Annotated in this window: 24 protein-coding genes and 1 other annotated feature; of the genes, 11 read left to right on the top strand and 13 right to left on the bottom strand. The window is 40.9% G+C overall.

Features of this window, described 5'->3' with window-relative positions; genetic code table 11:
- Nucleotides 1–70: 70 nt before the first annotated feature.
- The 5 genes from anfK to EDC37_RS07945 all read left to right on the top strand — a co-directional run bounded on the left by anfK (nt 71) and on the right by EDC37_RS07945 (nt 4,057).
- Nucleotides 71–1,459, top strand: a complete 1,389-nt coding sequence (gene anfK / locus EDC37_RS07965) for a Fe-only nitrogenase subunit beta (RefSeq protein ID WP_132550060.1) — start codon at nt 71–73, stop codon at nt 1,457–1,459.
- Between the two features lie 25 nt (nt 1,460–1,484).
- Nucleotides 1,485–1,913, top strand: coding sequence for a hypothetical protein (locus EDC37_RS07960; RefSeq protein ID WP_132550057.1), 429 nt, complete (start codon nt 1,485–1,487; stop codon nt 1,911–1,913).
- A 93-nt stretch (nt 1,914–2,006) separates the two neighbouring features.
- A complete protein-coding gene (locus tag EDC37_RS07955; RefSeq protein ID WP_132550054.1) occupies nt 2,007–2,723 on the top strand; it encodes a type 1 glutamine amidotransferase in 717 nt (238 codons plus the stop codon).
- Complete coding sequence (locus tag EDC37_RS07950; protein WP_132550051.1) at nt 2,720–3,250, top strand: pyridoxamine 5'-phosphate oxidase family protein; 531 nt, start codon at nt 2,720–2,722, stop codon at nt 3,248–3,250. Before EDC37_RS07955 ends, EDC37_RS07950 begins: the two co-directional genes overlap by 4 nt.
- Nucleotides 3,251–3,421: 171 nt before the next feature.
- Nucleotides 3,422–4,057 carry a Fe-only nitrogenase accessory AnfO family protein gene (locus tag EDC37_RS07945; RefSeq protein ID WP_132550048.1) on the top strand — a complete coding sequence of 212 codons (636 nt, stop codon included), beginning with the start codon at nt 3,422–3,424 and terminating at the stop codon, nt 4,055–4,057.
- Between the two features lie 96 nt (nt 4,058–4,153).
- Here the strand turns inward: EDC37_RS07945 and EDC37_RS07940 are convergent, their stop codons facing one another.
- On the bottom strand, nt 4,154–5,323 hold the full coding sequence (locus EDC37_RS07940; protein WP_132550045.1) for an aminotransferase class I/II-fold pyridoxal phosphate-dependent enzyme: 1,170 nt from the start codon (nt 5,321–5,323) through the stop codon (nt 4,154–4,156).
- Entirely contained in the window at nt 5,320–5,799 is a 480-nt protein-coding gene (locus EDC37_RS07935) for an Lrp/AsnC family transcriptional regulator (protein ID WP_132550042.1), read from the bottom strand. Before EDC37_RS07935 ends, EDC37_RS07940 begins: the two co-directional genes overlap by 4 nt.
- 78 nt (nt 5,800–5,877) lie before the next feature.
- Nucleotides 5,878–6,075: a binding site (T-box leader), on the bottom strand.
- Between the two features lie 208 nt (nt 6,076–6,283).
- Here EDC37_RS07935 and EDC37_RS07930 point away from each other — a divergent pair.
- Nucleotides 6,284–10,168 carry a phosphoribosylformylglycinamidine synthase gene (locus tag EDC37_RS07930; RefSeq protein WP_132550039.1) on the top strand — a complete coding sequence of 1,295 codons (3,885 nt, stop codon included), beginning with the start codon at nt 6,284–6,286 and terminating at the stop codon, nt 10,166–10,168.
- Nucleotides 10,169–10,296: 128 nt separating this feature from the next.
- Here the strand turns inward: EDC37_RS07930 and EDC37_RS07925 are convergent, their stop codons facing one another.
- The gene (locus tag EDC37_RS07925; RefSeq protein ID WP_132550036.1) at nt 10,297–10,710 is read right to left on the bottom strand and encodes a C-GCAxxG-C-C family protein; all 414 of its coding nucleotides are present in this window, start codon (nt 10,708–10,710) and stop codon (nt 10,297–10,299) included.
- A gap of 61 nt (nt 10,711–10,771) precedes the next feature.
- Nucleotides 10,772–11,479, bottom strand: a complete 708-nt coding sequence (locus tag EDC37_RS07920; RefSeq protein WP_279388548.1) for a DUF554 domain-containing protein — start codon at nt 11,477–11,479, stop codon at nt 10,772–10,774.
- Nucleotides 11,480–11,739: 260 nt separating this feature from the next.
- Between EDC37_RS07920 and EDC37_RS07915 the strand changes: the two genes are divergently transcribed.
- Together EDC37_RS07915 and EDC37_RS07910 are read left to right on the top strand one after the other, a co-directional pair.
- Nucleotides 11,740–12,078: a PTS sugar transporter subunit IIB gene (locus EDC37_RS07915; protein WP_132550030.1), complete on the top strand. Its 339-nt coding sequence runs from the start codon at nt 11,740–11,742 to the stop codon at nt 12,076–12,078.
- 216 nt (nt 12,079–12,294) lie between these two features.
- Nucleotides 12,295–13,044 (top strand): DeoR/GlpR family DNA-binding transcription regulator, encoded by a 750-nt coding sequence (locus EDC37_RS07910; RefSeq protein WP_132550027.1) that lies wholly within the window; start codon nt 12,295–12,297, stop codon nt 13,042–13,044.
- Nucleotides 13,045–13,255: 211 nt separating this feature from the next.
- Here the strand turns inward: EDC37_RS07910 and dnaB are convergent, their stop codons facing one another.
- The 5 genes from dnaB to EDC37_RS07885 form a co-directional block, all read right to left on the bottom strand.
- Complete coding sequence (gene dnaB / locus EDC37_RS07905; RefSeq protein ID WP_132550024.1) at nt 13,256–14,599, bottom strand: replicative DNA helicase; 1,344 nt, start codon at nt 14,597–14,599, stop codon at nt 13,256–13,258.
- A gap of 98 nt (nt 14,600–14,697) precedes the next feature.
- A complete protein-coding gene (lonC, locus tag EDC37_RS07900; protein WP_132550021.1) occupies nt 14,698–16,653 on the bottom strand; it encodes a Lon family ATP-dependent protease in 1,956 nt (651 codons plus the stop codon).
- Between the two features lie 152 nt (nt 16,654–16,805).
- On the bottom strand, nt 16,806–17,252 hold the full coding sequence (rplI, locus tag EDC37_RS07895) for a 50S ribosomal protein L9 (protein ID WP_132550018.1): 447 nt from the start codon (nt 17,250–17,252) through the stop codon (nt 16,806–16,808).
- Complete coding sequence (locus EDC37_RS07890) at nt 17,203–19,236, bottom strand: DHH family phosphoesterase (RefSeq protein WP_132550015.1); 2,034 nt, start codon at nt 19,234–19,236, stop codon at nt 17,203–17,205. The genes rplI and EDC37_RS07890 overlap by 50 nt, the downstream gene beginning before the upstream one ends.
- A 15-nt stretch (nt 19,237–19,251) precedes the next feature.
- Nucleotides 19,252–20,208 (bottom strand): YybS family protein, encoded by a 957-nt coding sequence (locus EDC37_RS07885; RefSeq protein ID WP_132550012.1) that lies wholly within the window; start codon nt 20,206–20,208, stop codon nt 19,252–19,254.
- Between the two features lie 353 nt (nt 20,209–20,561).
- On the opposite strand from EDC37_RS07885, the gene EDC37_RS07880 reads away from it, so the two are divergent.
- Genes EDC37_RS07880 through EDC37_RS07870 form a run of 3 tightly spaced genes read left to right on the top strand, consistent with a single transcriptional unit; the run spans nt 20,562 to nt 23,960 of the window.
- Complete coding sequence (locus EDC37_RS07880) at nt 20,562–21,356, top strand: electron transfer flavoprotein subunit beta/FixA family protein (RefSeq protein ID WP_132550009.1); 795 nt, start codon at nt 20,562–20,564, stop codon at nt 21,354–21,356.
- Between the two features lie 10 nt (nt 21,357–21,366).
- Nucleotides 21,367–22,563, top strand: coding sequence for an electron transfer flavoprotein subunit alpha (locus EDC37_RS07875; RefSeq protein WP_132550006.1), 1,197 nt, complete (start codon nt 21,367–21,369; stop codon nt 22,561–22,563).
- On the top strand, nt 22,560–23,960 hold the full coding sequence (locus EDC37_RS07870; RefSeq protein WP_132550003.1) for an FAD-binding oxidoreductase: 1,401 nt from the start codon (nt 22,560–22,562) through the stop codon (nt 23,958–23,960). The genes EDC37_RS07875 and EDC37_RS07870 overlap by 4 nt, the downstream gene beginning before the upstream one ends.
- Nucleotides 23,961–24,022: 62 nt before the next feature.
- Here EDC37_RS07870 and EDC37_RS07865 read toward each other — a convergent pair whose 3' ends face one another.
- From EDC37_RS07865 to EDC37_RS07850, 4 genes are read right to left on the bottom strand one after another with little or no spacing between them, the layout of a single operon-like run.
- A complete protein-coding gene (locus EDC37_RS07865) occupies nt 24,023–24,568 on the bottom strand; it encodes a beta-class carbonic anhydrase (RefSeq protein WP_132550000.1) in 546 nt (181 codons plus the stop codon).
- 20 nt (nt 24,569–24,588) lie between these two features.
- Entirely contained in the window at nt 24,589–25,062 is a 474-nt protein-coding gene (locus tag EDC37_RS07860; protein WP_132549997.1) for a YcxB family protein, read from the bottom strand.
- Between the two features lie 4 nt (nt 25,063–25,066).
- Nucleotides 25,067–25,582: a YcxB family protein gene (locus EDC37_RS07855; RefSeq protein ID WP_132549994.1), complete on the bottom strand. Its 516-nt coding sequence runs from the start codon at nt 25,580–25,582 to the stop codon at nt 25,067–25,069.
- A 54-nt stretch (nt 25,583–25,636) separates the two neighbouring features.
- Nucleotides 25,637–26,923 carry an adenylosuccinate synthase gene (locus tag EDC37_RS07850; RefSeq protein ID WP_132549991.1) on the bottom strand — a complete coding sequence of 429 codons (1,287 nt, stop codon included), beginning with the start codon at nt 26,921–26,923 and terminating at the stop codon, nt 25,637–25,639.
- Nucleotides 26,924–26,945 lie beyond the last annotated feature (22 nt).

The raw sequence follows: 26,945 nt of genomic DNA, 5'->3' as shown, positions 1-26,945 counted from the left end.
AGCCTTTATTGTACATGGTAGATTTATTCTATTTAAAAAATATAATTAAAACAAAAAGGGGTGCGCAGCAATGCCTTGTAAATTAAAAGAAAAAGAGCGTACGGGTGTAATCAATCCTATTTTTACCTGCCAGCCAGCAGGTGCACAATATGCCAGCATTGGTATAAAAGACTGCATTGGTATCGTACACGGCGGACAGGGCTGCGTAATGTTTGTACGGCTGTGGTTTTCTCAGCACTACAAGGAAAGCTTTGAACTGGCATCTTCATCACTGCATGAGGATGCGGCTATATTCGGCGGTATTCATCGTGTCGAAGAGGCGGTTGACGTCCTTCTGATGCGTTATCCACATGTCAAGGTTGTACCGATAATCACCACTTGCTCAACAGAAGTAATTGGTGATGACGTTGACGGGGTAGTCAATAAGCTCAATGAAGGATTACTGAAAGAAAAATACGCAGGCCGCGAAGTGCATCTTATTCCCATCCATACTCCCAGCTTCAAAGGGAGCCATGTAACGGGTTATGATGTCGGCGTGGAAGCAATCATAAAGTATTTTGCCCAAAAAAACAAACCACAAAAAAAGCTTAACCTGCTGACCGGTTGGCAGAATCCTGGTGATGTGCACACACTGAAACATCTGCTGTCGGAAATGAAGGTAGATGCCAATGTCATTTTCGATATTGAGGAATTTGATGCCCCACTGATGCCCGATGGCAATCATATAGCGCACGGCAGCACGACTGTTGAGGATCTGGAAAATACCGGCAGTGCGATCGGCACCATAGCACTCAACCGCTATGAAGTGGGCAAAGCAGCTTCTTACCTTAAAGAAGAGTTTGCCATTCCCACTATAATAGGCCCTTCCCCCATCGGCATACGCAATACCGACACCTTTCTACAAAATGTGAAAAAGCTCACGGGTAAAGCTATTCCTCCATCACTGGTGAAGGAACGAGGTATCGCTCTTGATGCCATTACAGATGTAGCCCATATGTTTCTGGCCGATAAACGCGTTGCTATATATGGCAATCCTGATCTTGTCATAGGTCTTGCCGAATTCTGCCTTGATCTGGAAATGAAACCGGTTCTGCTGCTTTTAGGTGATGATAACACCACCTATGGTAATGATCCGCGCATAAAAGCTCTGCAGGAAAATGTTGATTACGATATGGAAGTAGTTACAAACGCAGATTTGTGGACTCTGGGCGACCGCCTGCAGAATCAAGGGCTGAAACTTGATCTTATACTCGGCCATTCCAAGGGCCGCTTTATCGCCATGGATAATAAAGTACCTCTCGTACGTGTCGGCTTTCCCGTATTTGACAGGGCTGGCTACTACAGAGATCCGACAGTTGGCTATGAAGGTGCCATGCTGCTGGCAGAAAAAATGGCTAATGTATGGTTCACCGATATGGAGTATACCAAGAACAAGGAATGGCTCCTCAATATGTGGTAAAGTGATTTTAAAAAGGCGGCAGACAATGAAAGGATATTTTACAGATATGGCGGCATTTGAAAAAAGATACCGCAGTGCAATGATGTATCATCGCCGAGCCGAACAATTTATGGATGCCCAACAATCCCATACTGTGGTTTTTGACGTGGCATCCATAGCGGTGGAAAATTATCTTATAGCTATATGCGAACTCTACAAGACCGAGCCGAGGACACACAATTACCAATCGCTCATGGATACAGTGGAACAAATCGCAGATATAACCCTGTCGGCAGAGATAACCAGACAGATAAGGATGCTAGACAGTGCCTACGGTATATGTTCACTGGAAAATTATCAGCGCAAAACAAAATTCACCGAAGCTGAGATTTTACAGGTGCTACATTTATGCCGCTATTTATCTGATGTATTAAAAGAAAAATATTATTTCAAACCGCAGACAGCCACACACTGACACCGGCAGACAGTTTAATCCTGATGTATTTGCTCTGCCTGAATCAGATTCGCGGTTTATCAAACACCATATTTTGCTGAGAGGAACTAATAAATGAGACTGCATTATATTCAACATGTTCCATTTGAGCATCCTGGCATAATCCTAGAATGGGCGCAGGAACACAATCATGTATTAAGCGATACTCAGATTTATCAGGGATATCCCCTTCCCTCACAGGAGGATTTCGACTGGTTGATCGTAATGGGTGGCCCTATGAATATATATGAAGAGGATAAATATCCCTGGCTGAAGCAGGAAAAGGTTTTTATTTCTCAGAGCATTGCAGCCGGCAAAATAGTGATCGGTATATGCCTTGGTGCTCAGCTGATTGCTGATGTTCTTGGCGGAAAAGTAACCACGAATAGAGAAAAGGAGATAGGTTGGCTACCCGTAAGTTTCGCTGAAGATCTGCAGAAAATACCGGCATTTTCCGATTTTCCCCGGCAAATGATAGTATTCCAGTGGCACGGCGACACCTTCAGCGAACTGCCACCTAATACGCGTAATCTGGCCGGCAGTGAAGGTTGCCGGCAGCAAGCCTTTACCCACGGGCAGAATGTCTATGCCTTTCAGTTCCATCTGGAAATTGCCGAAAGTACCATAAAGGATCTGCTGCTTCATTGTTCTGATGAAATGACTACCGGAGATTATAGCCAAACGCCCAAAGCTATTCTGAATAATCTTCCTTATCTTAAACAAATGCATAAATACATGAAAAAATTTTTGGATCGTTTAGAAAGCATCAGCAAAATAGGAGAAATACAATGAAAGCTATCCGCTATAAACAGAGAATTTGCGAGGATAAAGAAAAGATTGACAAATTCATGAAAAGCATGAGGACCGGCACGCTGGCCATGATCAGCGAGGGCGTTCCCTATGCCGTACCGCTCAATTATATATGGCTGGATGGTGCAGTTTACTTTCATGGTCTTACCTCAGGACGCAGACAAGAGGCTTTAAGCAGTAGTCCGCAATGCTGCTTTACCGTTTATCGTGAATATGGCACTGTAAAGGACGACATGCCGTGCCATGCCGATACTGCTTATTTCAGCGTCATTCTATTCGGCAAGGTAACTTTGCTCGAAGATAATAAAGAAAAAGCCTTCATACTTAAACAATTAGTCGAAAAATACATGCCAGGATATTATAAAACACGTTTTACGGAAGATTTTATAAAAAACTATAAATCAGACCATGATGGACATGCAGTACAGGTTCATAAGCTTACCATTGATGTGCTTACTGCAAAAAGGAACTGCGCTGATCCCAAATTTCTCTTTGCCCCAATGTCATAATGAATAGATAAAACTCCATAACAGTACTGTATACGCAAAGACAACCTAATAATAATTAAGTGTCATCATTAGTCCTAATGTAGAAGAATTACATTTCTACCCGTAACATAAACTTTTTACTGATAAGCTATGAAAACTTGACCATATATTTATAAAAGCTGGAGGGTTATTTTGAAAATAGCGGCATTGATTAATAATTGCGGTAGAACTATATCTATGAATGAATCAGGTTTATTACTTTTATATGAGCGGCAGAAGGATGAACAATGGATAAAAATACAACAGCAGAAATATTCTTTAGAAAATATCATTGATGCGGAGCAAATACGCAAGTCATTGAAAGAACACATTCGCATTCTCAGTGACTGTCATAATCTTCTGGTAAAAGATGGTAGAACCATATACCGTATGCTATTTGAAAATGCAGGCTATCACATTTGGCGCTTTGATGGTCCAGCCAAGATGGTATTTGAAAAAATAGCAGAATATGACTATCTCTACCACAAAAAGAGTAAAGAAATAAAGATAAAAGCAATGACAAATTATCAGCCTTTGGAAAAAGATACCGGATATTATTATATGGACATCCGTAAAATAATGTCAGACAAAGGCATCCATTCCAGTGCTGTCCTCATGCCCTTTCTTAAAAGTGGTAATTTTAAAACACTTGAACTTGACTGCAATCATATGCCTCGTTGGTTCAATGATATACTCGGACCACTACATTTAAAAATTCAAGACCAGTATACCGATTCAGGTATATTAAAAATTTTTATAACAAAATCTCCTGCACGCCAAAATAAGTAATAATTATCAAAACACCACACAATAATCCTATTCCATCCAAAAATATTCAAAGCCGAAGACTTTCTTAATATCAGTCTTCGGCTTCTTTTCTTTATATCAGATATTTTTTAGAAAATTTTCGATACGGTTTAATGCGCCTGCTATTTTATCTATCGAAGTCGCATACGAACAGCGGATAAACCCTTCCCCACATTCGCCAAAAGCATTACCCGGTATTACAGCCACATGTTCACGCTCCAACAATTTTTCGACAAATTCTTCTGAAGTCATGCCTGTACTTTCAATATTGGGGAATATATAAAAAGCACCTTTCGGTTCAAAAGTTTTCAACCCCATATGACAGAATCCTTCATAAATGAAATGACGGCGCCGGTCATATTCATTGATCATTTTATGCATATTGCCTTCCCCGTTTTGCAACGCCTCTATGCCAGCGACCTGCGCTGTGACAGGTGCGCAGAGCATTGTATATTGATGTATTTTATTCATTGCTTCAATAAAGACAGGATTAGCAAGCGCATAACCAAGCCGCCAGCCGGTCATTGCATAAGCTTTAGAAAAACCGTTGAACAGGATTGTCCGATCTTTCATTCCAGGCAACGAAGAAAAACAAATGTGTTCTAATCCACCGTATGTCAGATCTCCGTATATTTCATCAGAAAGAACGATCAGATCATGTTTCTGGGCAAAGGCGGCAATTCCTCTCAATTCATCAGTAGTAAGGATAGTACCTGTGGGATTGTTAGGATAACCGATTAAAAGCACTTTTGTCTTTGCTGTAACATATTTTTCCAAATCATCCGCCGTAACGCGGAATTCTTTTTCCACACTGGTCGGTACCGGGATTGGCGTACCGCCCGCAAGAATGACGCAGGCTTTATAGGAAACATAACACGGTTCAGGAATAAGGACTTCATCGCCAGGATTTAAAATAGCACGCAATGCTAAATCTACCGCTTCACTGACGCCTACGGTGACGATGATTTCTTCCGCAGGATCATAATTAATTTTATAAGTTCTCTTATAAAGAGCTGCTATCTCTTGGCGTAAAAGCGGCATCCCTTTATTGGTGGAATAGGAAGTATACCCCTTTTCAAGACCGTAAACACAGCTTTCCCGGATATGCCACGGCGTTACAAAATCTGGTTCACCTATGCCTAATGTTATGACATCATCCATTTTGGCCGCGACATCAAAAAATTTTCTTATGCCTGAAGGAGGCACTTGCTTGACTGCGTCGGATAAGCTTTTTTCCCAATTACTCATGGAGTCATCACCAGCCTGCGGTCACTTTCTTTGTCATCAATTATTATACCGTCTTTTTTATATGCCTTGAGCATAAAATGGCTGCGTGTGGAAGTAACTCCCTCTATAGTCGACAATCTGCGTGCTACAAAATCAGCGACTTTATTGAGCGACCGGCCTTCAATTATAACGAGAAGGTCAAAACTGCCCGACATCAGATAGACAGATTTAACCTCATCAAAACGGTAAATACGTTCAGCGATGGCATCAAATCCCACTTCTCTTTGCGGTGCGACATTTACTTCGATTACGGAGGTGACATTGTGGTCGCCAAACTTTTCCCAATCGATGAGTGTATTATAGCCCATGATCACTTTATTGCTTTCAAGTTTCTTTAATGCTTCTTCAATTTCAAATTCAGATTTATCGAGCATTGCGGCCAGTTCTTTAACAGGCCGGCGGGCATCATGCTCCAAAAGTTCAAGTAATTCTCTCATAACAATCTCCCTTTAATCGTTTTAATTACAACATTTTACAAGCAAATTGCTAAAAATAGATAAAAAAAGTCCCCGTCCGAAAAGGACGAGGACATTGTTCCCGTGGTACCACCTTAGTTAGCATCTGCTCACTTCATGTCCGGTATCGAGGACAGGACGGTCAATTTTCATTGACAGCTCACAAGTAGCTTTCTGCCAGATCGTTTTTACGGCTTGCACCACCCGCCGCTTCTCTGAAAAATCGATACAGCATACTGTCTTGTTCATTGCTCAATATATATTGTTTTTATAATAGCATAGATAAAGTTGTTTTTGCAAGAAAAATTTATCCGTCTATAAAAAACGTGGCCTGCCCTCATTCCCAAATATTCTACTGGGTAATAGACAACAAGATATTTCTAAGGTAAAATGTTAGTGTGTAAAGCTAATAAGAGTAATTTTATATCATTTTATGTATGTAGTATTTCATTATGGAGGCTGGATAATGTCAGTTAAGAGAATTTATGTGGAGAAGCGTCCTGGATTTTTTGATATTCCGGCGCAAAAACTTTGCGCCGATCTAAAAAGCATGTTTACTGTGCCGGATTTGAGAGTTGTCCGTATTTTTCGCCGTTATGATATAGAAAATATAACCGATGAAGAATTTAACCAAGCCAAAAATGTAATTTTTGCCGAAGCACCTGTAGATGTTATCTATGACGAAAACTTACCGCAGATGAAAAATGCCCATATATTCGCCGTGGAATTTCTACCGGGACAATTTGATCAAACGGCTGATTCAGCAGCGCAATGCGTCCAGCTCATAACACAAAAGGAACGCCCGCTTGTGCGAACCGCCAAAATAATAGTGCTCATTGGTGATATTGATGATGAATCCTTTGCTAAAATAAAAAAATACTGCATAAATGAAGTCGAATGCAGAGAAGCATCTATGGCAAAACCACAGACGCTTGCTATGCAGATACAGCAGCCTGCTGATGTAGCAAACATAGAAAAATTTATTACAATGACTGACAGTGAAATAAATGCATTGCATGATAAGTTGGGCTTGGCAATGAGCTATGAAGACTTTTTATTTTGCCGCAAATATTTTAACGAAGAAGAAAAACGCGATCCCACAATAACTGAAATCCGCGTAATTGATACATATTGGTCAGACCATTGCCGTCATACCACATTTACTACAGCCATAGACAAGGTGGAAATAGAAAACAGCCGCTATACGGATGACATCAAAGCAGCCTATGACCTATACAAAAAAGATCGGGCTGACGTTTATACCAAGGAACGGACAATGACCCTCATGGATCTTGCCGTCATCGGCATGAAAGAATTAAAGAAGCTCGGCAAACTGGACGATTTGGATGTATCGGAAGAAATAAACGCATGCAGTATTATCGTACCAGCCATGATAAATGGAAAAAGAGAAAACTGGCTCGTCATGTTTAAAAATGAAACACATAACCACCCCACGGAAATAGAACCATTTGGGGGAGCTGCCACTTGTCTCGGCGGTGCAATCCGTGACCCACTTTCCGGACGTGCGTATGTTTATCAAGCAATGCGTGTCACTGGTGCCGCTGATCCGCGGCGCAGTCTGGCAGAAACCACAGAGGGCAAACTACCGCAACGGAAAATCACACGTGATGCGGCGCTGGGCTATAGTTCTTACGGAAACCAGATTGGTCTTGCCACAGGACAGGTGCATGAAGTTTATCACGAAGGTTTTATAGCAAAACGTCTGGAAGTTGGCGCCGTGATCGGTGCCGTTCCACAGGAAAACGTAGTAAGACAACAGCCACAGTTAGGCGACTTGATAATTTTGGTAGGTGGCCGGACTGGCCGAGACGGCATCGGCGGGGCGACAGGCTCTTCAAAAGAACATACGATAGAATCCCTTGAAACATGCGGCGCTGAAGTACAAAAAGGGAATGCGCCAACGGAACGCAAGCTTCAGCGGCTGTTCCGCAAAAAGAAGGTAAGCAGTCTGATCAAACGCTGCAACGACTTTGGTGCCGGTGGTGTGGCTGTAGCTATAGGCGAACTTTCAGACGGGCTTTATATAGATTTGGACAAAGTAAAGAAAAAGTATGAAGGACTTGACGGTACCGAACTGGCTATTTCTGAATCGCAGGAAAGAATGGCCGTTGTCGTTGATGAAAACGATGCTAAAGCATTTATAAGCTATGCAGACGAAGAAAACCTTGAAGCCACTGTCGTCGCAGCTGTGACTGATGATAACCGTCTGCGCATGGTTTGGCGGAATAAAACTATCGTCAATATAAGCAGGGCTTTTTTACAAACTAATGGCATTCAGCAGCACGTTAACGTAAAAATAACGGCACCGGATGAAAAGAATGCATATTTTGCACGTTTGCCAAAATTAAACTGTGGTAAAAATGCAGTTGAAAAATTCTGGCTCGAAAATTTACAGGATCTCAATGTCTGCAACCAAAAAGGGCTTGTTGAACAATTTGACTCCACCGTAGGAGCGGGAACCATTTTAATGCCATACGGTGGTTTTACGCAAAGGACTCCCGCAGAAGGAATGGCTGCAAAACTGCCAGTTCTAGGCGGTGATACAGATACCAGCACCTTGATGTCCTTTGGTTTTGACCCATATTTCATGGAATGGAGTCCATACCACGGAGCTATTTATGCCGTAACTGCCGCATTAGCTAAAATCGCAGCAATGGGCGGTGATTTTACAAGGGCACGACTTACTTTCCAGGAATACTTCGAAAGTCTCGGAAAAGATCCCGTAAAATGGGGTAAACCATTTGCTGCGCTTTTAGGTGCCTTGCGTGCGCAACATGAATTTGGTACGGCTGCCATTGGTGGGAAAGACTCTATGTCAGGAACATTTATGGATCTTACAGTACCGCCTTCATTGATTGCTTTTGCCGTCTGCCCTGTACTCAGTGAAAACGTGATATCATCTGAATTCAAATTGGCCGGAAATAAAGTTTATGTCCTCCCGTTAGAAAAAGATAAAAATGATTTACCGATATTTGCAAAATTAAAGAAAAATTTTGCGGTAGTCCATAAGTTGGTAAAGGAACGCAAAATATTTTCCGCTATGAGCGTAGGTAAAGGCGGAATAGCATCAGCCGTAAGCAAAATGTGTCTAGGCGAAAATATTGGCTTTAAATTCACAGCTGATACTGCCTATGATATCCCAAAAATGTTTGGCAGTGCATATGGCACATTAATTATTGAAGTATCAAAAAACATAACTTTGGCCGAACTACAAGATACTAATTTTTATCTTTTAGGTGAAACCAGTAGTACACCAAGCATCGTATACGGTGATGTTGTAATAGCACTTGATAATATAGCGAAGGCTTTTGATGCCCCGCTAGAAAACATATTCCCTACACAGGTCAAAGCACTACTCAAACGCGATGAAAACAAATTCGAAAGATTTGACCCTTCAATCGGCTTTGAAGCAGAAAAAATGTTTGCTGACACAAGCAATAACATCTCTTTTGCCAGCAATAGAAACTTCTCTAAAACAATAAGCCTTTTCTATAAAACAAAGAGTACGATAAAACGTATAACTCCTATTGCCCGGCCAAAAGTTTTTATACCTGTATTCCCTGGTACTAACTGTGAATATGAGTCTGCCGCCGCTTTTCAACGCGCCGGTGCAGATGTACAGACACTCATCATCCGCAATCTCACACCAGCAGCTGTTGAAGAATCTGTCCTAGCAATAGAAAAAGCAATACGGATGTCACAAATAGTATTTCTACCAGGTGGTTTTTCCGGCGGAGACGAACCAGACGGCAGCGGTAAATTTATTGCCGCCACATTCAGGAACCCACGAATTGCTGACGCGATAAATAAACTGCTTTATCAGCGCGATGGTTTAATGCTGGGAATTTGTAATGGTTTTCAGGCCCTTATCAAACTGGGGCTCTTACCATATGGCAAAATTTGTGAACTCGATATCGATACCCCTACACTTACTTATAACCAAATTGGCCGCCACGTATCAAGGATGGTTCAGACCAAAGTGGTTTCCAACCTATCCCCTTGGTTTGCCAAGACGTCACTGGGTGCGATCCATACGATGGCTGTTTCCCATGGAGAAGGTAAATTCTATGCTTCTAAGCAGATCATCGGCCAGCTTCGCAAGAAAGGCCAAATAGCAACACAATACGTTGATTACGAAGGCAACACCTCTATGGATATTGCTTACAATCCGAACGGTTCTATTGATGCGGTTGAAGGAATAACCAGCCCTGATGGACGTATCCTAGGAAAAATGGGACACTCTGAACGAATAACAACTGATTTGGCCATAAATATACCAGGCGAAAAAGACCAGTTGTTGTTTGAAGCAGGCGTCGCATACTATAAATAATTAGCAAGGCTGCGGCAAGATTACTTTTACCACAAATATTAATATAAAAGCTGCCCCCCATAAATTAGATCAAAAAATCTAACTTATGGGGGGCAGCTTATTCATGTGCCAAATTTTAGATCAGTCTATTATTTTGCGGTATCCGCAAGCATTGTTTCTAAGATGGTCACAGCATCTTCTATACAGCCGTCACACGACCGCAACACATTCTTAGTATCAATTCCCTTTAAATCACGGCATATTGTCGCACCGTTTTTATTGCGAAAAAGAGCCGTCATTTTCTTTACAAGCTTATAGGTTTCAGCTTTGGAATAAGGTCCATCCAAATTACCATTACTATTGAGAAAACCCAATATGGCGACTGCCCCAGTAATAGCGCCACAGGTTCCATAGGTATCTCCCATTCCCAGGCCATATCCTTCTGTAAGCTTAAACATTGTTTTTTCGTCCACATTGATTTTATCGCTGAAGCTGCAAGCTACGGCTTGCGCACAGTTATATCCCTTATGATGTAGCATCGCTGCCCTTTCTACTCTGTCCATTTTACTCTCTCCTAAAGTTTATGTTTTTTATATTTTATTAATATGTATCATATGGGACTGCTTACACATTCAATGCGTAATAAATTATGGGAATCAGCACTGAAGGCAGCATATTGCCCACACGGATATGCATCCTTTTACCAAATATCAGATTAATGCCGACAATAAAGATGAGTACCGAACCGACTGCCGACAACCCATCCAGCATATTATTACTCAAATAAGGCGCGATTGAAACTGCTGCAAGGGATAAACCGGCCTGATAAAAAAAAAGCGGTACAGCGGAAAATACTGCCCCAACCCCCATCGTTGACGCAAAAATCATGACTATTACGCCATCCAAAATTGATTTTGTGAAAAGAATAGTCGAGTCATTATGAATGCCATCCTCCAGCGAACCTATTATTGCCATTGCCCCGACACAGACAACAATGGTGACCGTCACAAAAGATTCAGCAAAGTTATTATTTTGTTTTATGTGCAACAATTTCTTGAGCCGGTCACCCATAGAGGCCAAAAGCTTTTCAATGTCTATTAATTCACCAACTATAGTACCCAATACAAGAGAAAAGACCATAAGCATAAGACCTGTAGTCTGGAGACGGTCATTTTCAATGATTAACAATTTAGCTAACGCACCGCTCAAACCAATGAACAAGGTAGCTACCCCCAATGCCTTCATCAAAGTCTCCTGCATATTGGCAGTAAGTCCCTTTTTTATTGTCAGGCCAACGATGCCACCGCCTATTATTGCCGCCGTATTAACGATTGTTCCGGTAAAAATAATTATCCACTTCCTAAAGCATTTTATATGTACATAATTGTATCATATTTTTATATAATTGAAAAACATAATACAATAGCCCAATATATGACTTAGGCAATAAAATATATAATGGGTAAATTTCCGCATATTTCTTTTGAAATTTATACGAGTCTTATTGACAAATATATAATTATGTTATATATTTTAAATATACTCATTCGTAAATAATTAAATTACATATGAAAAGATGGAGGCGTTGACCAATGTACAAAATTGTTGCAGTTTTGGCAAATACACAAAATGAACTTGAACTTTACAGGGCTGCTAATGCTTTGAGCAAAGCTGCTGGAAGTAAAGGTATCGACCTGAAAATAGAAATACAAGAATATCCTTTAACCCATAGGCATCTCACTGAAGCGGAAATATCTTTGTGTGATGTGGCAATTTTGACAGGCGATACACCGCTTACTGGCGTAGAACGCTTCAGCGGTATACCTGTTTGGCGGACACTTACCAATAGAATATTTGCCGATCCGGCTGCAGTGCTCTCTGCCGCCATAAAACATGTCGATGTCCAAAGCAGAAGCTTGACAGCAGTTTAATTATTATAAAGCTGCTAGTTTACTAAATAAGATATTTCCTTTTTTCTAAAAAAAATAATTTATTTATCTTCAAACAAAAAATCCGCTTTTGAATAAGCGGATTTTTTGTTTCATATGAATAATAAATAAATATGAAAATAAAGATTAATAACAATCATAATATTTTTTTTGCATACGAAAGATGTATATGTTATACTTGTAAAAGGGGGTAATTGTATGAATGACAGACATGCACAAATTCTTGATGTCGTAAACGAATACAAAAAAGTCGAGGTTAATCGTCTAGCCGAAATGCTGGATGTATCACAAGTTACGATTCGTAAAGATTTGGACATCTTAGCCGAAAGGGGCTTGTTAGACAGAGAACATGGTTATGCCTTATGCCGGAAAGCAGATGATGTGAATAATAAACTTGCCGTCCGCTATGAGAGCAAAATGAAAATAGCTGTGGCTGCTGCTGAGATGGTTTCTGACGGTGAAACGATAATGGTAGAATCCGGGTCAAGCTGCACACTCTTAGCTGAACAGGTAGCAAAAACAAAAAAAGATATTACCATTATTACAAATTCAGCCTTTATAGCGTCTTATATACGAGATAAGGGAAATGTGCGGATCATATTGCTTGGTGGCGAATATCAGCGGGAAACGCAAGCAATGGTTGGTCCGTTGCTGAAGAAATTTGCCAACGAATTTTTTGTAGATAAGCTGTTTATTGGCACCGATGGTTTTATTCCTAAGGTTGGTTTTACAAGTGGAGAAATGATGCGCATGGAAGCTGTCCACAATATGGCTGAATCAGCCCGCCAAGTAATTATTTTAACTGATTCCAGCAAATTCCAAAAACAGGGAGTAGTCCTACAATTCAGATTTTCTGAAGTAAGTAAAATTGTAACAGACAGCGGCGTCAGTGATGAAGTAAAAAAACTTCTAGAAAAAAATCATATTGACGTGACGGTTGCCTATTGATAAAGATAAAAAAAGCCCTTAACTATAAAAGTTAAGGGATAAGTAAGATGATAAATCCTTGCAGTTATTCATTCTAAATACATGGCATGATTTTGTCAACAAATATGGTTTGTATTTCGGATGAATAAATTTTATATAAGATACATAATTATTATGGCAATTGCTAAGGCGAACCTTTTGAACAGGTTCGCCTTTTTTAATTACTTTTCTATTATGGAGCAGGTGGCATTTGCTCACGCGCCAAATTGCCAAACCTGGTAAATTCCTTTTGAAAGTAAAGCTGGATGGTATCGACAGGACCGTTGCGGTGTTTAGCAATAATGACATCAGTTATATTTTTATTTTCAGTATCCGGATCATAATAATCTTCCCTATATAAAAACATAACAATATCAGCATCTTGTTCCAAAGAACCGGATTCCCGCAAATCGCTGAGCATAGGTTTTTTTATTTGACGGGATTCCACGCTGCGGCTCAGCTGTGACAATGCCACAACCGGAACATTGAGTTCACGCGCCAAAGCTTTGAGTGAACGGGAAATTTCAGAAATTTCCTGTTGCCTGTTATCTCCTCTGCTGCCGCCTCTTCCCTGCATCAATTGCAGATAATCGATTATTACCAGCGACAGTCCCTTTTCAATTTTCAAGCGACGTGCTTTCGAGCGAAGTTCCATTATCGTTATACCTGGCGTATCATCAATAAAAATAGGCGCAGATGAAAGTCTGTCTGCCGCGCTGATAAGGCGCTGCCAATCATCATCAACCAGCCCGCCAGTACGCATACGCTGTGAATCAATGGTTCCTTCAGAACAAAGCATACGCTGGACAAGTTGTTCCTTCGACATTTCCAGAGAGAAAAAAGCAACAGGTTCTTTTTTGCGGACAGCTGCATGGGTAGCAATATTCAACGTAAATGCCGTCTTGCCCATACTCGGTCTAGCTGCCACAAGGATCAGGTCAGATGGCTGGAATCCTGACGTTAACTTGTCCAGATCCTTAAAACCTGTGGACAAACCCGTTATGCCACCTTTTGCTTCATGCATTTGTTCAATTTTACTAAACGTATCAAGAAGGATCGTTTTTATTGGCATAAAGTCGCCAACAGTACGATTAGCAGCAACTTCCAAAACCATTTTTTCTGATTTATCGAGAATGGTATCTACATTTTCATCATCTTCATAGCCCATAGCTGCTATCGTTGTAGCCGTATTGATAAGTGCACGCAATTGGGCTTTTTCTTTTACAATTTTGGCATGATAGGCTATATTGGCCGCGGTAGGGACGCTATTGGCCAAAGCAGTCAAGAACGTTATACCGCCCACTTTTTCCAATTGATTTGTTTTCCGCAGTTGTTCCGTTACAGTTATCAAGTCAACTGGGTCGTTGCGGTTAAAAATATCTATCATCACTGAGAAGGTGATGCGGTGCGCCTCCCGATAGAAATCCGTATCAACAAGAAGCTGTGCGGCTTCTGTGATCGCATCACGGGATATGATCATAGCGCCAAGTACTGACTGCTCAGCTTCAATATTTTGCGGGGGGACTCTGTCAATCAAAATTCATGGCTCCTCTCTATGAAACTACTGCTTCAACAGGAATATAAAAGGTATTGTAAATGCTGCCCTTTATAGAAAGCTCGTGCATCTATTTTGCACTACTCGGTTAAAAGAAGATCTAAAGCTTCTTGCGCAGTTTCTACTGTAAAAATTTTCAATCCAAGCAGATCATCAGGAATATCCTTCTCGTTTTCCTTTGGAATAATGAGTCGGCTCATGCCTGCTTGACGCGCACCATAAGCTTTTTCAAAAACACCACCGACAGGCATCACTTTTCCCTGTATAGATATTTCGCCGGTAACAGCCGTATCTTGACGAATTTTTTTACCCGTTAATGCGGAAACCAGCACTGTAAGAATAGCTGTTCCTGCTGAAGGGCCGTCAATATTACCACCGCCAATAACATTTATATGAATATCATAATCATGGATATCTTTTCCTGTAAGTTTACGGACAACAGCAGCGGCATTAAAAACTGAATCCTTAGCCATGCTGCCCGCGGTATCATTAAAGCGTACAGTACCGCGTCCTTTTCGAAGTGTCTCAAAAGCGACTGCTTCAATTTCAATAACCGAACCAATAAAGCCTGCTACGCCAAGGCCGAAGATTTTGCCCGCTTGTGGTACATCCGAAGCCTTTTTAGTAACAAAGGGGGACAGCCGGCTAACCTGGGCTACCTGATAAATATCCTGCAAGGTAATAATCGTATCTCTGGCAGCATCTTTTTTATTTTGCAAAGAAAGGCTATAGGCATCTGCAAGTATATTAATGGCCTTGCGCCCTTCAATGGTATATTCACTAATAGTTTCCGCTACACCGTCGGCAAGATTTACTTTGAGTTTTTCAGCCGCATTGTATACTATTTTCTCTATATGTTTAGGTGTCAGCGGTTCAAAATATATTTCAGCACAGCGTGAACGCAGTGCCGGATTTATATATGCAGCGTCACGTGTAGTAGCGCCAATCAAAACAAAATCAGCAGGTGCCCCTTTTTCAAAAAGTCTGCGTATATATTGTGGGATGGCAGGGTCGCTGGGATCATAGTAAGCTGATTCAAAATAAGCCCTTTTATCTTCCAAAACCTTTAAAAGTTTATTTTGCAGCATTTCGTCCATTTCACCGATTTCATCTATGAATAAAATACCACCATGCGCATCTGTAACAAGTCCCGGTTTTGGTTCAGGAATACCACCATCAGCGAGATCTTTACGGGCTCCCTGATAAATAGGGTCATGCACTGAGCCCAAGAGTGGATTAGTCATATCACGCGGGTCCCAGCGAAGCGTTGTCCCATCTGTTTCAATAAAAGGCGCATTTTCCCCAAAAGGAGTGTATTTTTCTTTGCAGGCAGCAGCAAGGACAAGCCTCGCCGCTGTTGTCTTCCCTACCCCAGGCGGCCCGTAGAGAATAAGATGTTGTGGATACGGTGAGGTCAGTTTTGCTTTCAAAGCATAAACAGCCCGTTCCTGCCCCACTATTTCCTCAAGTGTTTGCGGGCGTAGAAGCTCCATAACAGATTGTGTCAGATTTATCTTTTCTAATTCTTCCAGTTTCTGTAGTTTCGATTTCGCCTGTGGAGAATCTTCTTCCGGTTGTTCGTCCTTTAACACCTGCATACGTATATCTTCAAGATAATCCTGATGGTTTTCTTCCATTTTTTCGGCTATACGTTTTTCAATTTTTTCTTCCATATTGCGGCGGGCAACTATATCGGCAATTTTTTCAGTCATTGCCGTTAAAATGTCTGGAATTTCTTTATCAGTGGGAAGCGTTTCAAGTGTTGGGTCTTCATAAATAATTTTCTGGAGAGCAAGCACTCTTTCGGGATATTTTGCCGAGCGAAGCAGATTAATTGCGTCAAGTTTACCCGCCTTTAAAACTAATTTTTCTGAGCCGATTATATCGACCAGAATATTGTAGACAGCATCTACATCCTTGGCAATGGGATTTAAAGAATATGTGCTGGTTGGCGGCAATGGAGCCTCAACTTCATGGGCAGCCGGCGCATTACCTTTTTTTTGCAAATATTTTTGCAGAAATTTTTTGAGTGACATAATAATTCCTTTATTAAGAGTATGATTTCTAGCTGCAGAAGTTCATTCTTCCAGCATGATGACTAACCCGCTCTGAGCGTGACGCTTTCGTAAGCGCAAGGCTTTTCAGAGCGGGTCGTGTAGTACATAATTGATGCACAACAAGAAGCTGCCTATTCGTTAATGATGTGGACTTTTATAGTTGCAGTTATTGTCGGATGCACCTTGATCACAGCATCATAATCACCGATACTTTTTATTTCATTCTTTACATAGATTTTTCTTTTATCGACATCAATATTGAAGTCCTTCTTCAATACATCAGCAATATCCTTGCCCGTCACCGAGCCAAACAGTTTGCCGCCATCTCCTGTGCGTACGGGAATACTGACTTCCACTTTTGCCAGTTGGGCAGCCATAAGCCGTGCTTCATCAAGGGCCTGCTGCTGTTTTCTTTCAGCAGAACCCTTCTTGGCCTTGGCGACATTTATATTATTAACGGTAGCTTCAATAGCAATATTTTTGGGGAAGAGGAAATTTTTCGCGTATCCTTCTGATACTTCGACAATATCACCCTTCTTCCCTACTTTTTTCAGATCCTGTTCGAGGATTACTTTCATTGTTATCAACCTCTTTTATTATTTTTTTTGCTAATTCAATAGCTTTTTCTTCTATTTCCTGGAGATTACCATGCTTCACCTGTGCTCCGGCCACGTTAATGTGTCCACCGCCGCCAAAAGCTTCCATGAGGACTTGGACATTTAGCTCACCAAATGAACGGGCACAAATGCCTATAGAATCTGGTGCCAGTTTAAAGAATACCAAACTCATACGTGCTTGGTCAATACTGAGTAGGAAATCAGCTACCTGTGCAGAAATTATTTGGATATTAGGTGCATCATCAGGGCAAACCGAAGTGACCAATCCACCTTCAAAGAACTTAGAATTGGACACAGCCTTGGCCTTGACGAGATTTGTCGTGTAATCGGTACGGAATAACTGGCTGACAAGCTGCGGGTCAGCACCATTGCGGCGCAGATACGCGACAGCATCAAAAGTACGTACTCCTGTCTGTATCTGAAAGTTCTTCGTATCTACGAGAATACCTGCATATAGCGCAGTAGCATCAATACGGGAAATCAACGGATCTTCACTAAAGTACATGAGCAGTTCTGTCACAAGCTCACTAGTAGAAGACGACGATGGCTCTATATAGATTAAAAGAGGATTCTGGATAACACTTTCCGAACGGCGATGGTGGTCAATAACCACGACGTTTTTAACATTTTCCAGCAGCTTTGGTCCGGCAACAAGATGTGGAATATGCGTATCCACAACAAAGAGCACCGGATTCACGGCAGGCAGGTTCAAGGCTTCTGCCTCGGTGATAAACATGCCCGCATAATCAGGACTATCCTTGACAAGTTCAGCGAATTTATCGATACCTTCGTTCATATCACTAAGAATGATATGTACTTCTTTTTCCCGGAATTTCGCCATAGCAGCAACGCCAATAGACGCACCAAGACTGTCAAAATCTTCGTTATGGTGACCCATAATAAAGACCATATCCGTTTTTTCAATTATATCACTTACAGCATGGGCAACAACACGTGATTTCACCCGTGTATGCTTTTCTACAGCCTTTGTTTTTCCGCCGAAAAACTTGATTTTACCGTCGATGTTTATAGCAACCTGATCACCACCACGGCCAAGCACCAAATCAAGATTTGATTGGACAAGGGCGCCAAGATCTTCGATGGGAATATTCTCACGATTTTTGACAATACTGATACTTAAAGTAATCGGGAATTTGTTGGGGCCGCGCATACTGCGGACACGATCCAACACATCAAATTTATCGGCAATCGCCAAATCAAGTGCCTGTTGTTCAAACACTATTATATAAAGGTCATCATCAAGCCGGCGTAAAAAGGCTTTCAACGAATGTGCCCATTTATCAAGAATGCTGTTTGTTTCAAAGAGAATAGAAGTACGCTGTGCCTCACTGAGGCCTTGCAACGCATCATCATAATTATCAATCTGGATATAACCGAATAAAATAGCATGGGAAGCAGCATTGCGCTTGAATTCTTCTGATTTTGTCACATCGGTAACATAAAGTGCCATAAGACCGTTTAGATCTGTATTAGTGGAAACCGGACGGTATTTGAGAAGATAAAACTTATTATTGTTGCTGAAAATGGTTTCACCGATTTGGCCCCAAACCGGATCGAGATTAAGGCTGGGCCAAAACTCGTGGATAACGGTTCCCAATTCAGGTTTCTTGCCAAGCCATCTTACAAGTTCATTATTATGCCATTCCAAACGGCTGTCATGATCGACAATAAGAATAACCTGGGGAAGTTTATCAAGCGCCAAATTAGATAATTCATTTATATTTTTTACTACGTTTTGATAATAATCAGCCAAGGCTTCCTGCCGGTCATGATTGCGTTCCCTCAGAAAAAATAAAAGGCATATCAGCAATAAAAGCCCTGCTGCTGCCAGATAGATATTATAGCATAAAAGAGTTAAAAGAAGTCCAGCGATAATAACAAGTGTTATGCAAATGTCTATCCATGAAGATAACCTGCGCGGCATATTTACACTCCTTAACTAATTACTGCCCCTTTTAGAAAGACGGGCCCTGTAATCGAAAATCATGTCGAACAACCCGGCGTACATAAGAATTTCCATAAAGGGAGTAAAGATAACGAAAAACATTATTAAGATTTTAGGAAGAACGGGTAGCTTAAAATGCTGCAAGGCACAATATAAAAGTGATAAACCCTGCAAACGGCAGAACATAGAAGCAAAATAATTTATATTAAACGAAATATTGTATAACAATTCAATACTCCGGGTATTCCCCCAATACATGCCAATTAACGAAAATCCATACAAAAACAGGAAAATTATTGGCATCCGCCAACACTCAAAAGGAGGAAGTCCTGTAAGATCTTTTGCCCCCAGCCTTTTTAAAAGACGAAGGGTTAAAAGGAAATTGATAAGGGCACTGCCAACGGCAGAGAGAGCTATCCCGGCAGGCAATGACAAAATAATTAGCTTCATGATATTTCTCAATTGCTCTGCATTTGTCTGGATGTCAGTGTCGGCAAGTCCCATTACCTTATACATCTCAATTGATGATTCCGTAGCAGAATTAAGTATATCCTGCATATCTTTTAGAAAATCTATCTGCATTAAGAAAAATGCTACGCAAAGTGCAAGAACTACCGAAACGACGGAAGCAGCCATTGCCACAATAAGATTCTTAGTAGGTGAAAAACGTTTGAACCCGATACCAAGTGCAGGACTGACAAATAGTGTAACAGTCACTATTGACAAAGCGGAATAAACGCCAAACACAGTACCAGCTATCAGGCTGGAGGCAACGATTGAAATAAGTCCCCAACGCAGACCATGCCGAAAAATATTTATCGCTATAGGAACGGGAAGAATATATACCAGAAAAAAGAACATTGGCAACGCTGTTCCCATTATTGCCATAATGACCGTGACAGCAGTCAGCATCGCACCTTCAATAAGGGGACGGGTTGTATAATTTGTCATTAATTAAACCTTTCGGATAAGAATTTCGAATATAAAGCAATTTTTTTATTGACAAGACAAAAATGCCTGAAAGTACAAAATTTCTAATAGGAATCTTTAGTCACTAAATTAAAAATAAAGTTAAGAAGACATATTCAAATATCTATTATAATATACTTTTAAAACTTATGCAAAATAATATATTTTTCATCATTTTAAAAGGAAAATTTACCTACTTTCTTTCCATAATAAAAGCTTAACTAGTTATGTTTTTCACTATATTTACAATTTTTTACTAACTTGTTACAATTGCCATAGATAAGGCATAACATTACAGTGTTGTAAAGTAAAATTCATTTATGGAGAGAAGAAAAATGAAAATACTGGTATGCATAAAACAAGTCCCCGGAACAAATAAGGTAGAAGTAGACGAGAAAACCGGGGTATTAAAAAGAAATGGCGCAGACAGCAAAATGAATCCGTACGACCTTTATGCGCTGGAAACAGGACTGAGACTGAAAGAAAAATATGGCGGAACAGTAAGCGTTATCACAATGGGACCGCCACAGGCAAAAACTGTTTTGTATGAAGCATTCTCTATGGGTGCGGATGACGGTGCGCTCATAACAGACAGGAAATTTGGCGGCGCTGACGTGCTGGCGACAAGCAGAACCCTGTCACAGGGCATAAAGAAGTTTGGCAAATTCGACATTATCTTATGCGGTTTACAGACGACAGATGGAGATACAGCGCAGGTAGGCCCGGAAGTGGCTGAAATGCTGGATGTCCCGAATGTCTGCAACGTGCAGAAAATAGAAAGAGTAGAAAAAGACGGTATTGTCGTAGATATGGATATGCCGCATGACATAGAAACAGTAAAAGCATCCTTTCCCTGCCTGCTGACAGTGCAAAAAGACATCTATCAGCCGAGGCTTCCCTCATATCTGAGAAAAAAGGAAACTATGAAAAAAGATATTGATATATATACCTTCAGCGATATGCAGGACCAGGATGAAATGAAATACGGACTGAATGGTTCACCGACAAACGTACAGAGAATCTTTCCACCGGTAAGCGATAAAGTACAGGAATACCTGGAAGGAACGAGCGACGAACTGGCGGCAAAGATTTATGGTACCCTGAAGCAGAAAAAATTCATAGCAGGATAGAGGGAGAAACATGGCAAAACTAGTAATCCATCAAGAAAAGATAACAGACGCTAAAGCATTGGCAGCGATTTGTCCGTTTGGCGCCATACAGGAAAAAGATGGAAAGATATCAATAAGCGCAGCCTGCCGGATGTGCCGGATGTGTGTAAGAAAAGGCCCTAAAGGGGCAATAGAATATGTAGAAGGACAGAAAAAAGCACAGATTGACAAGACAAAATGGCGCGGCATAACAGTTTATGTAGATCATGTAGATGGTGTAATCCATCCCGTAACATACGAACTTCTGGGAAAAGCAAAAGAACTGGCAGCCAAGATAAAGCAGCCGGTATATGCACTCTTCATCGGCAGCGGTATCACACACAAAGCCGAAGAATTATTACATTATGGAGCAGATAAAGTATACACCTGTGATAAACCGCAGTTGGAATACTTCAAAATAGAAGCTTATACCAGTGTTTTTGCAGAATTCATCAAGAAGATAAAACCGGCGGCTATCCTTGTTGGCGCTACGCCAGTAGGCAGACAGCTGGCACCGAGAGTAGCTGCGCGATTTGGTACAGGGCTCACTGCCGACTGTACTATCCTTGATATAAAAGAAAACACCGATCTCGTCCAGATCCGTCCGGCCTTCGGCGGCAACATCATGGCCGAAATTCTCACACCGAACACCAGACCACAGATGGCTACCGTCCGTTATAAGATAATGGATGCGCCTAAATGGAATGACACAGTGACGGGTACAATAGAAGCACTGCCCATCAGCGATGATAAGCTCAAGAGCCATATTGAAGTCTTAGGCGTAACTAAAAAGAAAAAAGAACAAACAATAGACGGGGCTGATGTCATTGTCGTTGCTGGCAGAGGCGTCAAAAAAAGAACAGATCTTAAAATGCTTGAAGAACTGGCAGACCTTCTCGGTGGCCAAACAGCAGCAACGAGACCTCTCGTAGAAGCGGGCTGGATGGACCCGAAAAAACAGATAGGGTTGAGCGGACGTACAGTAAGACCAAAATTAATAATCACCTGCGGCGTATCGGGATCAGTCCAATTCGTGGCAGGCATGAACCATGCCGACACGATCTTTGCCATAAACAGCGACCCGAAGGCATCTATCTTCAAGACAGCCAACTATGCTGTAAAGGCAGACCTCTATGACGTCATTCCCAAACTGATCGAAAAAATAAAAACAGGGGGAAAAGTACTATGAAACCCTATAAGCAAATAACTGAAGAAGACCTTAAAAACCTCGCTAAAATAATAGACAGGGAAAGAATTCTCTGGAAAAAAGAAATAAACGAAGAATACAGCCACGATGAACTGAGTGCCGGACAGCATTATCCGGACATCGTAGTGAGAGTCACCAGTGCAGAAGAAGTTTCGAAAATTCTCGCCTACGCAAATAAGAACAATATCCCTGTTACCCCAAGAGGAGCAGGCACCGGACTTGTCGGTGCAGCAGTTGCTGTTGAACAAGGCATCATGATAGACACGACCTTGATGAACCATTTTCTGGAACTTGATGAACAAAACCTCACCTTGACCGTAGAACCGGGCGTACTGCTCATGGAACTTGCCGAATACGTAGAAAAAAGAGGTTACTTCTATCCGCCTGATCCTGGTGAAAAATCCGCAACAATCGGTGGCAACATCAGTACCAATGCAGGCGGCATGAGAGCCGTAAAATTTGGTGTTACCCGTGACTACATCCGTGGCCTTGAAGTCGTTCTTGCCGATGGGACCATAATGACACTCGGCGGTAAAACAGTAAAAAACAGCTCTGGCTATGCCTTAAAAGACCTTATCGTGGGCTCAGAAGGAACACTTGCCATTATCACTAAGGCAATCCTGCGGCTTTTACCGCTGCCGAAGAAAAATGTCAGCCTGCTCGTACCGTTCCCGACACTGGAACAAGCAATAAGGGCAGTACCGCCGATCATAAAATCAAAGGCAATCCCTACGGCAATAGAATTCATGGAAAAAGAAGTAATCATGGACGCCGAAAAATACCTCGGCAGAAAATTCCCGGACAATCAGGCAGATGCGTACCTGCTGCTTAGATTTGACGGCAGCACAACAGATGAAATAGCCTCCTACTATGATTCAGTAGCACAAATTTGTCTCAAACAAGGGGCAATAGACCTGCTTATCGCGGACACTGATGAAAGAGCCGAATCCATTTGGAAGGCAAGAGGGGCATTCCTCGAAGCAATAAAAAGCTCCACTACCGCCATGGATGAAGTCGACGTAGTAGTGCCGCGCAGCAACATCAATGACCTTGTTGAATATATCCATAACCTGCAAAAACAAACAGGCACAAGAATAAAATGTTTCGGCCATGCAGGCGACGGCAATTTACATGCCTATATTCTCAAAGATAATATGACAGACGAACAATGGAAAAACGCCTTGTCTGTAACAATGGGGAAAATGTACCAGAAAGCGCGTACCCTTAAAGGCAGTGTTTCTGGTGAACACGGCATAGGCTATGCCAAAAAAGAATATTTGAAACAATCCATGCCAGCAGAAGCATTACAGATTATGCAAGGCATAAAAAAAGCATTTGATCCGCATAATATTTTAAATCCTTGTAAAGTCTGTCAATAAAATTTGCCATAAAAAAAGATACAGCCTTGCATTTAATCTGCAAAGCTGTATCTTTCTTTTATTTATGCACGTCCATCAGTAACAAGTGTTAATTTACCGGTGAGAGGATCTATCACAAAGCCGCATACTGCTATGTCTGCGGGCAAATATTTACAAGCCTTGATATTATTTACAGAATCAATCACATTTTGTTTTGGCTGGCAAAATGCATCTGCCCATTTTTTCAACAGTGGTTCTATCTCAGCGATGACATCACCTTCAATACCGCGTTCAAGCATATGTTTTTCCATACTTTCCGAAGATGTCTTTTCCATACCACACTTATAGTGGCCAATAACTACTACTTTTTTTACTTGTAATTCGTAAACGCACACCATCAAAGATTTTATGACATCATTGAAATTTTTGTCTACGATATTACCAGCTGTCTTAATCATTTTTACATCGCCGCGTTTTATGCCGGCAGCTGCTTCCAAAAGATTTACCAGCCGTGTGTCCATACATGTCACGATAGCTGTTTTCCAGCGAGGAATTTTACTGTATTCAGTGGGAGAAAAATCGCCCAAAAACTTATCATTAGCCTGAAGTATTTTATCAACTATATCCATAATATAAACAGATAACCTCCTTATTTCCTTTTAACAGGTAAATGAGATTTAATAAAATCATAAAATTTATCAACGGAACCCTTTTCAAAACCTGCTTTCTCGATGATAAAAGCACCTCTATTTTTGGTAAAGAATAAATAAAAACATTTATCCCTTTCCACAATCCTGTTCAATAATTCATAAGTGATTTTTTCACGTTTGTGCTCTGTTTCCGCAAACATATGATGTTCATAAAAACGAATCTTTAAAAATTTACCATTTCGTTTTGTTAGAATAAGAGAACTTATATAGCTGGATATAAAATACATACCTATCATGACAAGGACAAACATCATTACACGTTCAGCGGAACGATTATTTACATATTCTAAAATGCCAATGACAACAAGCACTACCACATACAACCAAATTTGCCTATGCAGGTTGATATAACTGACAAAATCCCGGCAAAGAGATTTATTGAAATTGGTTCTTGTAATAAATTTTTCATTCATATAATTAAATCCTGTCTGATAAATTTGAAATCTTTTCGTTTAAAAATGCTAGAAAGCAATCAAAATCCATCTTCGCGAAATTCTTTTTGGGCAAAACATATACAACGGAATCAGGTCCTTTAGTGGATATAAATAAATATTTATCAGTATATTTGATTTTTTTTATTTCATTATAGGCAAGTTCAATTACTTTCCCCTTTGTATTGACCGTAATCTGCATATCTTCAAAAGTCATTTTTATGAGCTGGTTGCCATTTTTTTTATACATACTTTTACCCATATACCATGGTGCCCCTAAAATAATAATGGTCAGGGCAAGCCCCGGTATAAAACCTACATTGGCAACAAATGCCCCCCCAGCGGAATACCCCATGGCAATAAACACAGGGAAGGTCAAGGTCAGCACTATGCCGATACATAAAAAGAACATGAAAATAACATTATGCCATATCATGTATTTAGCAGTATCTATACAAAGCTGTTTAGTCAAAACTGATTCAACAGAAATTTTTGTTTTCATATATAAACCTTGTAAAAAAACGGCACATGCATAAGATGCATTGCCGTTTTTTCCTTAAAATATATTTTGTGTGCAGACTATAGTTTGATCACGGTTAGGACCAACGGAAACAAAACCAATCTTAACATCAGCAACTTCGGCAAGGCGTTTTAAATACGTTTTAGCCTGTTCAGGCAAATCCTCATATTTTCTAATAGAAGAAATATCTGTATTCCAACCCTTAAAAGTTTCATAAACGGGTTCCACTTCGCCAAAGACACGAAGATTAGCAGGCATTTCATCTATTATTTTTCCCTTGTGTTTATATGCGACACACATTTTTATTTCATCGAAATGATCTAAAATATCAAGGCGGGTGACTGCAAGATAATCAAGACTGCCAAGATAACCGGCATATTTGACCACACAGCCATCCAGCCAACCTGTACGGCGGGGTCTACCAGTAACCGTACCAAATTCATGGCCAACATTACGGATTTTATTACCGATCTCATTAAGTTGTTCAGTAGGAAAAGGTCCTTCTCCTACACGTGTACAATACGCCTTAACGACACCGACCGCAGCATCTATTCTTCTTGGTCCGATACCTGCTCCGACGCAAACACCACCGGCAATCGGATGAGAAGCGGTTACATAAGGATATGTACCATAGTCAATATCCAGCATAGTCGCCTGTGCACCTTCAAAAAGAACCTTTTTCTTATTTTTTACGGCTTTATTCAAATAAGAAGGTGTATCCAGAACGAAAGGCCGAAGTTTGTTTGCATATTCACGATATTCTGCAAGAATCTTTTCATAATTGAGCGGTGGTTGATTGTACAGTAATTCAAGTTCTCTATTCTTTATTTCTAATATATTTTTTAATTTACTAGCAAATACTTCATCATCGATAAGATCACACATGCGAATACCTATACGCCTGTCACGATCCATATAGCAAGGCCCGATTCCCCTTTTAGTTGTGCCAATTTTCGATTGTCCACGGGAATCTTCTTCCAGTCCATCCATAAGGCGATGATAAGGCATTACAACCTGCGCCCGATTAGAAATCAGGTAATCGGCCATTTCGATGCCTTCTTTTTTCAATCCTTCTATTTCAGCTAAAAGAACTTCCGGATCGAAAACAACACCGTCGCCGATAACACATTTCTTCCCTTTATATAAAATACCAGATGGCATGAGACGCAATTTAAATTCCTTGCCGTCAACACTCACAGTATGCCCGGCATTACTACCGCCCTGATAACGGACAACAATGTCGGCCTGTTCAGCAAGATAATCAACGATTTTCCCTTTTCCTTCATCGCCCCACTGTGTACCTGTAACAACAACTGTTGACATATATATGCAACCTTCTTTCTGT

The sequence above is a fragment of the Pectinatus cerevisiiphilus genome (assembly GCF_004341685.1).
Lineage (GTDB): Bacteria > Bacillota > Negativicutes > Selenomonadales > Selenomonadaceae > Pectinatus > Pectinatus cerevisiiphilus.
The sequence above is the reverse complement of the archived record's forward strand: the minus strand, read 5'-3'. Positions and strand labels throughout refer to the sequence as shown.